Genomic DNA, 11,192 nt, shown 5'->3' with positions numbered 1-11,192 from the left:
AATACCCCGCTCGATAGCACCAATCTGATAGACGGCGAGTGGTCGCGGTCGTTGACCGACGTCCCCCACCGCCTGAACGTCAGCGGTATTTACGAGCTTCCGTTCGGCGTCGGCCGGCGGTGGCTCGACGGCGGGGGACTCGCGAGTCAGGTTTTCGGCGGATGGACGATCTCGGCGACGGGCTTCTATCAGAGCGGGTTCCCGATTGCCGTTCTCGCGTTTCCCAATACCTTTGTCTTCTCCGCGATCCAGCGTCCTAACATCGTGCCCGGCGTCGACCCCGGCCACATCGGGAGTACGCTCGAGAATCTCGACACCTATCTCAACCCCGATGCGTGGGACCAGCCGGAAGCCTTCACCTTCGGTGACGCCCCCCGCACGGACACTCGCGTGCGCTCACCCTTCCGTGCGAACTGGGATGTCGCGTTTCAGAAGTCGGCTCGGGCCGGCGCGGCGAACGCAGCGTTTCGGCTCGAGATCATCAACGTCTTCGATCGACCCGATTTCGACGGGCCGAATATCGGCTTCGGCACGCGCAATTTTGGGCGCATCACGAATGTCTCGGGATTCGCGCGCACGTTTCAGTTCTCGTTCCGCCTCGACTGGTGAAGGTCAGTGCTACCGCGTCCGGCCTCGTTACACGGGAAGGGATTGCAAACCTCTCGCCGCGGCTGCCGGCGCGTGAAAGCTTGACGCCGGACGAATATATTCATATTCCATTCGCATGACCACCACGGTGCATCTCCCCAAGGAATTGCTGGAGAAGCTCGACCAGAGGGCCGAGGAGCAAGGGGTGAGCAGGAACCGGTACATCGTCGAGACGCTCGAGGCCAGAATCCGTGAGGAGACGTCCTGGAGCCCCCGGCTGAGAGAAATGCTCGCCGACGCGGTGAAGGACAAACAGGGAGTTCGAGCCGCGGAGGAGATGATGCGCGTCATCTCCTCTCGCCGGACTCGGAAGGCCCCGCCCGAGCTGTGAAGTACGTCCTCGACACGAATACCGTATCGTTTCTCATGCGAGGGGATCCGAACGTGGCCGCACGGCTAACAGCACATCGTCGTACCGATGTCTCTCTTCCGCAGCCCGTGGTGGCGGAGATCGAATACGGCCTGGCAAGACTGCCGCGCTCGGCGCGACGAAAACGACTTCGTCGGCGCTTCGACGTCCTTCTCGAGAACCTGGTGCGTGCGAACTGGTCGGACGACGTGAGTCGAGCCTTCGGTCGAATCAAAGCCGATCTCGAGAAGCGAGGCGTCCCGATCGAGGACTTCGACGTGGCCATAGCGTCTCATGCCTTGAGTAGCGACGCCGTGCTCGTCACCGACAACATCGAGCACATGAGCCGAATTCCCCGCTTGCGACTCGAGAACTGGACTGAGTCGCCCATAAGGTAGAGCGAGCTCTCTCGCTCGCCTAGAGCTGTTTGCTGATTGCCTGGAAGGCGTCGGCGGCACCGAGAGGCAGCTTCACGTCCACCAGGTCGGAGACGACCGTCTCGCCGGGATTGATCTCGACCGTGGGAACGCCGCGGCGCTTCGCCTCGAGCACGGGACGCACGATGTACGGGAAAACGCTGGTCGTCCCCACGGAGAAAACGACGTCGAATCCGGCCGCCAGCTCTTTTTCCATGGTCCAGACCTTCGCGGTGGGAAGAAGCTCACCGAAGAGGACGACGTCGGGCCGCAGAGCCGAGTTGCATCGGGGGCAGAGCGGCAAGGGTGCGAGTGTCTCGAAGCTCGCGACCGTTTCGGTGAAGTCGCAGTCCGTGCATCGCAGGTCGTGGATGTCGCCATGGATATCGATGACGCGATTGGATCCCGCGCTTCGGTGCAATCCGTCGACGTTCTGAGTAATGACCCATACGCGCTCGTGACGCTTCTCGGCTTCCGCCACGAATGCGTGCGCCGCGTTGAACCGCGCTCCCCGCGTCGCCGATTCGATCTCGTGGAGGTACTGCCACGTGAGGGCGGGATTGCGCCGCACCATCTCGCCCGAGAGAATCTCTTCGATCGGGAGACCTTCGGGGGTGTCCGCCACCTCATAAAGGCCGCCCACTCCGCGGTAAGTGGGCAGTCCCGAATCGGCGGAGATGCCGGCTCCGGTTACGAACAGCACGCTCCGCGCTCGTCTCAGAAACGAGGCGACGAGGGCGAACCGTTCGTCGAGCTCGTTTGGTACGACGAGAGCCATGGGCCAGAATGTCATGGCACGAGGCGCGTTTGCCACCGAGAAGAGGAGGAACCAGCGAGATGGCAACGAAGGACTTGACCCTCGATCGCGAGGAGATGATGAGACTCGGCTACCGCGCCATCGACCTCGTCGTGTCGCATTTCGAAAAGCTGCCCCGGCTTCCGGTGAGTCGTATCCAATCGCGAGAGGACATGGAGCGAGCGCTTCGCGAGCCGCCGCCCCGAGAACCGAGCTCGGCCGACGCGATCTTCGACACGCTGTCCCGTCATGTGCTCCCCAACATCATCCACGTCGATCACCCGAGAAACTTCGCGTTCGTTCCCGGGCCCAACAACTTTGCCGGCGTGCTCGGAAGCCTGATCGCTTCGGGATTCAACGTCTTTGCCGGGACCTGGCTCGAGGCATCGGGCCCCACTGAAATCGAGCTCGTTACGATCGACTGGCTGAAGGAGATCCTGGGGCTGCCTGGCTCGGCCGCCGGTCTTTTCGTGAGCGGCGGATCGGCCGCCAATCTCACCGCTCTTCTGGTGGCTCGCGAGGACCGGCTTTCCGGAGAACTCGCGTCGGGAATGGGATATTGTTCGAGCCAGACGCATTCCTCGATGGAACGGGCCTTCCGCGTGCTGGGGCTGAGACCCCACCAGCTCACCCGAGTCGAAACCGACGAAGGGTTTCGGCTGTCGCTGCCAGCCCTGGAAAAAGCGATCGCCTCCGACCGAGCCCGAGGTCGGAAGCCATTCGTCGTCATCGCCAATGCCGGCACGACGAACACCGGAGCCGTGGATCCGCTGCCCGAGCTCGCCGAGCTCTGCAGGAGAGAAGACATCTGGCTCCACGTCGACGGCTCCTTCGGCGCCGTCGCCGCGCTGTCACCTAGAAAGTCACATCTGCTCCGCGGGCTCGATCGAGCCGATTCGCTGAGCCTCGATCCCCACAAGTGGCTCTTTCAGCCCTATGGGACGGGAACCGTGCTCGTCCGCGAAGGAAATCTTCTCCAGAAGTATTTTCAAGTGTTTCCCGAGTATTTGGACGATGTGAAGGGCGGGTCGGACGAGCTCAACTTTTGCGACTATGGCATCGAGCTGACTCGCAGCTTCCGGGCGTTGAGGCTCTGGATGACGTTCAAGCTGTTCGGTCTCGATGGCATCCGGGCGGCGGTCGAACACGGAATCGAGATGGCGGAACGAGCGGAAGCGCGGCTTCGCGAAAGCGAGCTCTTCGAGATCGTGGCGCCCGCCGAGCTCGGCGTCGTCGCCTTCCGCTACCGGGCCCGCACCCCGGGCCGCTCCGACGAGCTCAACCGGCGTCTCGTGAAAGCGGTGATGGACGACGGCTTCGCCTTCGTGAGCTCGACGACGCTCGCCGGGAAGACGGTGATTCGTCTCTGTCCCATCAACCCTCGCACGACCGAATCGGACATCGACCGGAGCGTGGAGCGCATCTCTCAGCTGGCGGAGCGACTGGATTAGGCGAACAGAGATTCGAGCTCGCTGCGCTCGCCGGCGGACAAGACGACCTCGAGACCCCGCTTGGCGTCGTCGAGATGTTCGACCGTGCGCGGCCCAGTGATGACCGCCGTCACCCGTGGGTGATTCAGGAGCCAGGCATGCGCGAGCGCCGCCATCGTCAGCCCTCTCCTCTGGGCTTCGTCGCGGAACCGCCCGAGCCCCTCGAAGACACGCCGGTCGAGAAGATGCCGGTAGGGCTCGGGGCGCAGAGTCATACGCGAGCCTTCGGGGAAATCACCGGGCTCCGCATACTTCCCCGTGAGCCAGCCGCCGGCCAGAGGGCTGAACGGCGTGAACCCCAGCCCCTCTTCGGCGCAGAGTGCCAGCATTTCCTCCTGGTTGCACTCGAGCAGGCTGAAGCTGTTCTGCACCCATTGGAAACGCTCGAGGCCGAGCTTGTCGCTCACGCCGAGCGCTTTCATGAGGCGCCAGGCCTCCACGTTAGAGGCACCGATGTAGTGGATCTTGCCATCGTGAATCAGATCGTCGAGTGCGGAGAGAGTCTCCTCGATCGGCGTTTGGGGGTCGGGCTCGTGGATCAGGAACGTGTCGAGCCGTTCGACCCCGAGGACCTTCAAGCTCGCTTCGATCTGGCGTTTGAGATGACGACGCGAGAGGCCGCGGTCGTTGGGCCCGTCTCCCACGGGGTTGAACGACTTGCTGCTAATGAGGATTTGCTGCCGGATCGAGCTCGGTTTCGTCGTCAGCCAGCGTCCGATGATCTGCTGGCTCCGGCCGCCACCATAGGAGTCCGCCGTATCGAAGAAATTGATGCCGATCTCGAAGGCGTGATCCATGAGCGCCCGAGCCGTTTCTTCGCTTTCGCCCATTCCGAAGAGACGGGAATCCGATCCGATGCCCCCGAAGTTGCCGCAGCCGAGCCCCAGCCGGGACACGGCGAGTCCGGTTCGACCGAGCTTCCGATGCTCCACCTGCCGATTGTAACGGATGCGTAGCAACCGGCGCTTCGGGGTCCGCCCATTCCGGGTGGAGTGGATGCGTCGCTCGAGCAAATCTTTCGCGTCCAGGATGCTTCTGAGCCGTTAGAATCTCAGCGAAACTTCCCTCGGGTGGCGTCATGGCGTTTGGAGTCAAAAGAGACGATGGCCCCGACGTGGGGCGACCGGAGACCGAGCGCCGCATCGTGGCCGCGGTCACCACCGAGACCATCGTCGCGACCTTCGTCGTCGTCGTCTCGTTCGCCGCCCTCGCCTCGAAGATGGGACTCGCCCAGATGTTCAAGACTATGATGAGTACGGCGCACGATCTGATCTTGAACACCGCCCTCTTCCTGATGGGTGTCATTATCCTGGCGGGAGCATTCACATCGGTCATCTCCGAGTTCGGGATCGTCAGCATCGCCAACCGGCTGTTGTCGCCTCTGATGAAGCCGCTCTTCGGCCTTCCGGGCGCGAGCTCCGTCGGCGTGGTCGCCACCTACCTGTCCGATAACCCCGCCATCATGCCCTTGAGCGCCGACAAGGGCTTCCTCAAGTACTTCAAGAAGTGGCAGGTGACCACCCTCGTCAACCTGGGAACCGTCTTCGGCATGGGTCTGATCGTCACGACCTTTATGCTCGCGCAGTCCTCCGAAGGGCAGCCCCTGGGGAGGGCGGTTCTGCTCGGAAACATCGGAGCGATACTCGGGGGCATCATCGGGGTCCGCCTCATGGGATATTTCGGCAAGAAGAAGTACGGCCAGGAGCAGGGAGTCGTCACCGAGGAACAGGAAGGCTATGACATCTTCCGTTACCGGGAAGTACGGAAAGGGAACGTCGCTCAAAGAGCGCTGCAGGCTTTACTCGATGGGGGTGCCCATGGAGTGCAAACGGGACTCGACATCACCCCGGGAATCATCATTATTTGCACAACCGTCATGATGCTTTCCTATGGACCGAAGGATGGCGTGTACACTGGGGGTGCCTATGAAGGGGTCGCTTTCTTCCCCTGGCTTGGAGCCAAGCTCTCGTTTCTGATCGAGCCGCTTTTCGGATTCGAGAATCCCGAAGCCATCGCCTTTCCGGTAACGTCACTCGGATCCGTGGGTGCGGCGATTGCCATGGTTCCGAGATTCCTCGAAAGCGGCATCATAGGGGCTCGGGAAGTCTGCGTTTTCACCGCGATGGGAATCTGCAACGCGGGGTTCTTGAGCACTCATGTGGGAATGATGGACGGCATCAAGGAGCGTGATCTGACCAGCGTGGCGATCGTGACCCATTTCACCGGAGGCCTCTTCGCCGGAGTTTTCGGCCACGTCCTCTTCGTGCTCTTTGCGTGAGTCGCTCGCTTCGACTTGGTCTTGTTGTTTCTCCCCCTCGGAGGCAAGCGATCAATCCGCGCGCAGGCTCGTCGTGGGATCGATCCGCGAGGCTCGACGCGCCGGCAGGTAGCAGGCCGAGACGACGGTGACGATGGCAAGAACGGCGGCGACGCCGAGCGTCGTAGCATCCGTGGGCGAGATCTCGAACAAAACCGCGCGGAGGAATCGACCCGAGAGGACGGCTCCCCCCAAACCGAGCGCCATTCCCACGAGCCCGATGGGCACACCTCCGGCGAGGATCAGCTTCACGATGTCGCCCCGGTCGGCGCCGAGCGCCAGGCGGAGCCCGAGCTCCCGTTTTCTAAAGCTCACGCCGTAGGCAACCGCGCCGTACAGTCCCACCGTGGCGAGCAACAACGCAATCGCCGCAAGGACCGTCATGAGAAAGGCGGCGAAACGGTCCCCGCCGAGATAGCCGCTGACGAGTGCCTCCATCGTGTGCATGCTATGAACCGGCTGGTTCGGATCCTGCTCGAGCACCGCCCGCCTCACCGCCGGCGCGATGGCCGTCGGGTCGCCGGCCGTACGAATCACGAGATTGAGCGGAAGATACGGGTTCTGCGCATGCGGGATATAGACGGCGGGCTTCGTCGCGCTCCGGTGCCCGTAGAAACGCGTATCCCCGACGACGCCCACGATCTCGTAGGCGCCCTGATAGCTCTGGTAATCGATGAAGATGCGCTTGCCGAGAGGGCTGGCACCGGGCCACGTCCGTCGTGCCATGGACTCGTTCACGATGAGAACGCGCGGCTTGGTCCGGTCGTCGAGCTCGTCGAAAGTCCGCCCCGCCAGCAGGGGAATCCTCATCGTCTCGAAATAGCCAACGGTGGCCATCCGGATCTGAACACCCGGTCCGCCGCCCAACGGCCTCGGTTCACCGTCGCGCCAGAACGGACGATCGAAGTCGACGTCCATTTCGTCCATCTCGAGCGCGGTCGTTCCGGCCGCGCCGATCACGTTGGGAAGGGCGCGGAGGCGCTCGAGGAGCTCGTCATAGTAGAGGCGCGCCCCGCCACGACCGTAGGTCTCGGGGTCGAGACGCATCCGGACGACGAGAAGCCTTTCCGGATCGAAGCCGGGCTCGACGGCGAGAACGCGAGCGAAACTCTGGAGGAAGAGACCCGAGCCCGTCACCAGCAGCACGGCCGCCGCCACTTCGACGACGACGATGGCGGAGCGAAGACGTTGTCGCGTCCGTTCCGACGAAACGACTCCCGAGGCGTCTTTGAGGCTTCTCGACGGCAGGGCGCTCGAGCCCTGAATCGCGGGAGCGAGACCGGCGGCGAGGCCGGTGAGAGCGGCGATGGTGAGCGCGAACATCAAGACGCGCTCATCGATACCAATCTCCTCGACTCGCGGAATTCCCGCGGGGGCAAAGCGCAGGACGAGCTCGATGCCCGCTCGAGCGAAGAGCGTTCCAATAACCGCGCCCAGCCCGGCGAGAACAACGCTCTCGACCACCAGCTGCCGGACCAAACGCAGTCGGGACGCACCGAGTGCGGTTCGCACCGCCATCTCGCGGCTTCGCCCCGACGCCCTCATGAGAAGAAGGCTCGTCACGTTGGAACAGGCGAGGAGGAGCAGGAATCCCGACGCGCCCAATAGAATGATGAGGGCTGACTTGACGTCGCCGACGATCGCCTCGTGAACCGGAACCAGCACGACGCCCCACCCACGATTGGTTTCCGGGTAAGCCTCGGCGAGCGAAGCCGCGATCGAGTCCATTTCCGCCCGCGCTTCGGCGAGCGTGATCCCCGGCTCCAGGCGCGCCGCGGCGCGAAGGAATCGGTGGTCCCGAGGCACCTGGGGAAGGTGGGCATAGTCGCGCCGGAAGTCCCAGGGCTTGAACAGAAGAACGTCACCAGGAAACGTTCCCGGCGGGCGAAATCTCGCGGGCATGACTCCGATGACTCGCCAGGCGTCGTTCTTGAACCGCACCTCCTTTTCGAGGACGCCCTCGTCCGAAGCGTAACGGGTCTGCCACAATTCGTAGCTCAAGACCGCAACGGTCTCCCCGGTCGCGACCTCCTCTTCGGTGAACGTGCGCCCGAGGGTCGGCTCGACGGCGAGCACCCGAAAGAAATCCGCGGTCACACGGGCACTGGGTACTTCCTCCGTCTCGCCGTGGCGATCGCCCAGGATCGTGGTGGACTCGACCCACCATGCGGCAATGCTCTCGAGCGTTTCGCTCTCGCGTCGCCAGTCGAGAAGGTTGGCGGGCCCGGGTCCATCGCGCGTGATCCCTCCGTCCTGCGTCTCGAAGACGGAGAGGAGTCGCTCCGGCTCCCCGTAGCTCTGAGGACGGAGAAGCACGGCGTCGATTACGGAGAAGAGGGCGGTGTTCGCCCCGATACCGACGGCGAGCGTCACCGACGCGGCAACCAGGAAGCCGGGCTGGTGAAGCAGGCTGCGCAACGCGTAATGGACATCTCGATGCACCATGTCCCACCTCCAGGCCTCTTTGATGAGAAAGACCGCATGAGGCACCGCACCCAGACTATGGCCGACCAGGCCGCTGGGTTTCGAGCACGCGATCTCGGCGAGCCACTCTCGTTTCCATCGGTCGCGCTCGTCACGCGGCACGAGGGCCGCGATGAGCTGGACGACCGCGGCTGCGAGGCGACGTCGCCAGCATTCGCTCACGTCGACTCCTTGACCGTTCGCGCGAGAGACCTCGCGAGCGTTTGATAGCGCCTGAGGGCTTCCGCAAGGACCTCGAGACCGGCCGGCGTCACCTCGTAGTAGCGCCTTTGCGGTCGTTTCTCCCGATGAGCGATGCCCGCGCTCTCCCAACGTGAGCGCACCAAGCCGGCTTTCTCGAGTCGGGAAAGCGCTGGGTAGACGGTGCCGCTCGGAAGCGTGGTCGTCTCCATGACATCGAAGCCATAGCCGACGCCGCTCGCGACGGCTTCCAATACCTGGATCTGAGCGGGTCCCAGGGATCGAGGCATGCAGAACTACCTATGTAGAAGTTATACTCTATATCCCTCCCGGTCGCAAAGGATCCATCAACTGGATTTCTTGCGTCGGCCGCGCGGCGGCCGCTCGGTCAGCTGGCGATCGGCGTAGGCGCTCACCTCGACCATCTGCTCGAGCGGCTCTTCGAATCTGGGGTCCTGACTCGACCGGAGAACGACTTCTTTGGCGAAAAGCGTGGCCAGGTAGCGGAGCTTCAGGGCGGGCTTCGCGGTGCTCGCCCGGTAGTCGGGATGACCGGTGTTGACCTGCCACCGGTCTTCGTGGAACCGTGAGCGCCAGCTCGCCCCGGTGGCGTCGATCAGCTCCGGCTCGGGAATCCCTTCGTCCCCGCTCGTTGGCAACGTCTCTACGACCTCGACCGGCACGGCTGCGGACAGTTCCATGCCAGTCACCGGCTCTCGTGCGGTGACCGATAAAATTCCATCGGTCGGGTCCTCGCCTGCGACGAATATGGCTTTCGCGCCCTCCTCTCGGACGCTCCCCACGCGACCCCAGACGTCCCAGCTGTAATCGATGCTTTCGAGAATCTGGCGTCCCGCGTCGTCGAATGCCCTGGCACGCACGTTTCTCTCGGTGTTGCTCTCCACCACGAGATTCTTTGGCACGATATCGACCGCGGAGAGCGGTCCGGGCGGAAAGAGCTCGGAAGGCTCCGCCCCCGACGGTTCCAGGGAGCTTTCCACGGATTCTTCGATATCCGTCGAGACCCCGGCTCCGGCCGATGAATCACCCATACCCTCGGCCGACTTTCTTTGCATCGGGAGCATCGAGTACCGGGGCCGCTTGCGATAGAAGTCCCGGAAAGCGCGTTTCAGATCCCGAACGGCGTTCTGGTCGAGCTGCTCGGCACGCTCGCGCTCCTTGGTCTCCAGGATGCCCATGACCAGAGGCTCGATTCGACGCAAGGCCTGAGCGAAGGCGTGTGAGACTTCGTCGGGAATCACGCCGCGCCGGCTTCCCGGGGCGACGGATAGCTCGGGAAAATCAACCATGCCGGTCAGTCGCGGATCCGTCCAGGGTGCGTGGTCGAGATCGATTGCGCTCAACTGGGTGAAGTCGTCGGTCACGACCGTCCCCGCGGCGTAGAGCGCGACCGGCACCGACCCATCCGACTCGGAGTCGACTCCGGTCAAATAGAGCTCGAGTCGAGCCGGAGCGTGGCCCGGCACTTCGACCGTATCGAGCCCTTCGAGTCGCTCGCCGAGAAAGCGCGGGGGTCTCACGCGTAGCGTTTTGGGTGAACGGCCGCGGGACATCTTGTCTTCGATGACGACTTCGACCGACCGAGCGAGCAGTTGCCCTCTGAGCTCGGAGGCGAGGTAGTCCGCGGCGCGACGGCCGCTCAATGCGGCCGACGAATCTCGGTCCAGATCCACGACAACCACTTCGGTGAACCGGTCGTCGAAGACGAGCTTTCCTCGAAGCGGTTCGATCTTGAAGCGGGGCTCGTTTCGATAGAGCAGGAGGCGGTAGGGTTTTTGCCGCGGAAGCGAGGTTCGGATTTCGAGGATCCGCCCCAGGCACCAGAATCCGAGAAGCCCGATGCCATAGCGACCCTGCGTCATGAGGTGGAGCCGCTCTTCGGGTGAGAGCGAGCGCTTTCGGCTGTGGCCGATGTGGGTCGCGACGTAGCGCAGTGCTTCGCGGCGGTCTTCGATCTCGGGGATGACGCCCTCCCCGTCGTCGAGAATCTTGAGGCAAGGGACCTTCTTTTCTCGAACACGGGAGATGCGGATATGACGCGCCCGGGCGTCCAGACTGTTCTGGACGAGCTCCGCGAGAGCCTTCTTGGGGTCGGGCTGGCTCAGGGCGAGCCAGCGAATGAGCTCGAAGGGGTCATGGACGCGCACACGGCCTTCTTCGACACTCTGGTCCTTCTCCCGCTGTCTCGGCACGACCGAAACTTAGCACAGGCACAGCGTGATTCGCGGTATCCACTGGTCTCTTGGAACTGATTGGCAACCCCTGGCTCTCTGCTAGGATTCCGCCGCGGCGCCTGCTGGTGTCCGCGGAGCTCGGAAGGGAGGGCGTGCCATGCCCGTACCGCGATGGTTCGACTCGACATTGCTCGAAGCTCAGCAAGCCGACCACCCTGTCGATTATGGCCACCTGGGAGAGCAGTTCGGAATGAAGATCGAGGAGGTGATTCCTCTCCGGTCGCTGAAAACTTGGTGGACCCTCGTCAAGGACTGGA

At 63.3% G+C, this 11,192-nt stretch carries 10 protein-coding genes; 5 read left to right on the top strand and 5 right to left on the bottom strand.

What is annotated here, in order from left to right; all coding sequences use genetic code 11:
* The 3 genes from VEK15_28505 to VEK15_28495 form a co-directional block, all read left to right on the top strand.
* A partial coding sequence (locus tag VEK15_28505) for a hypothetical protein (GenBank protein HXV64673.1) occupies window positions 1–609 on the top strand: 609 nt, incomplete at its 5' end.
* Between the two features lie 115 nt (window positions 610–724).
* Complete coding sequence (locus tag VEK15_28500; GenBank protein ID HXV64672.1) at window positions 725–979, top strand: YlcI/YnfO family protein; 255 nt, start codon at window positions 725–727, stop codon at window positions 977–979.
* On the top strand, window positions 976–1,395 hold the full coding sequence (locus tag VEK15_28495) for a type II toxin-antitoxin system VapC family toxin (protein HXV64671.1): 420 nt from the start codon (window positions 976–978) through the stop codon (window positions 1,393–1,395). The genes VEK15_28500 and VEK15_28495 overlap by 4 nt, the downstream gene beginning before the upstream one ends.
* Before the next feature lie 19 nt (window positions 1,396–1,414).
* Here VEK15_28495 and VEK15_28490 read toward each other — a convergent pair whose 3' ends face one another.
* Window positions 1,415–2,191: an NAD-dependent protein deacylase gene (locus VEK15_28490; GenBank protein HXV64670.1), complete on the bottom strand. Its 777-nt coding sequence runs from the start codon at window positions 2,189–2,191 to the stop codon at window positions 1,415–1,417.
* 59 nt (window positions 2,192–2,250) lie between these two features.
* Between VEK15_28490 and VEK15_28485 the strand changes: the two genes are divergently transcribed.
* A complete protein-coding gene (locus tag VEK15_28485; GenBank protein HXV64669.1) occupies window positions 2,251–3,660 on the top strand; it encodes an aspartate aminotransferase family protein in 1,410 nt (469 codons plus the stop codon).
* On the opposite strand, the gene VEK15_28480 is transcribed toward VEK15_28485, so the two are convergent.
* Complete coding sequence (locus VEK15_28480) at window positions 3,657–4,631, bottom strand: aldo/keto reductase (GenBank protein HXV64668.1); 975 nt, start codon at window positions 4,629–4,631, stop codon at window positions 3,657–3,659. The two genes, VEK15_28485 and VEK15_28480, sit on opposite strands and share 4 nt — an antisense overlap.
* A gap of 146 nt (window positions 4,632–4,777) precedes the next feature.
* Between VEK15_28480 and VEK15_28475 the strand changes: the two genes are divergently transcribed.
* Window positions 4,778–5,977, top strand: a complete 1,200-nt coding sequence (locus VEK15_28475; protein HXV64667.1) for a hypothetical protein — start codon at window positions 4,778–4,780, stop codon at window positions 5,975–5,977.
* Window positions 5,978–6,028: 51 nt separating this feature from the next.
* Here the strand turns inward: VEK15_28475 and VEK15_28470 are convergent, their stop codons facing one another.
* Genes VEK15_28470 through VEK15_28460 form a run of 3 tightly spaced genes read right to left on the bottom strand, consistent with a single transcriptional unit; the run spans window position 6,029 to window position 10,893 of the window.
* A complete protein-coding gene (locus VEK15_28470; GenBank protein HXV64666.1) occupies window positions 6,029–8,662 on the bottom strand; it encodes an ABC transporter permease in 2,634 nt (877 codons plus the stop codon).
* The gene (locus tag VEK15_28465; protein HXV64665.1) at window positions 8,659–8,970 is read right to left on the bottom strand and encodes a PadR family transcriptional regulator; all 312 of its coding nucleotides are present in this window, start codon (window positions 8,968–8,970) and stop codon (window positions 8,659–8,661) included. Before VEK15_28465 ends, VEK15_28470 begins: the two co-directional genes overlap by 4 nt.
* A 57-nt stretch (window positions 8,971–9,027) precedes the next feature.
* Window positions 9,028–10,893 (bottom strand): ATP-binding protein, encoded by a 1,866-nt coding sequence (locus VEK15_28460; GenBank protein ID HXV64664.1) that lies wholly within the window; start codon window positions 10,891–10,893, stop codon window positions 9,028–9,030.
* Between the last annotated feature and the right edge of the window lie 299 nt (window positions 10,894–11,192).

The sequence above is a fragment of the Vicinamibacteria bacterium genome (genome assembly GCA_035620555.1).
Lineage (GTDB): Bacteria > Acidobacteriota > Vicinamibacteria > Marinacidobacterales > SMYC01 > DASPGQ01.
The sequence above is the reverse complement of the archived record's forward strand: the minus strand, read 5'-3'. Positions and strand labels throughout refer to the sequence as shown.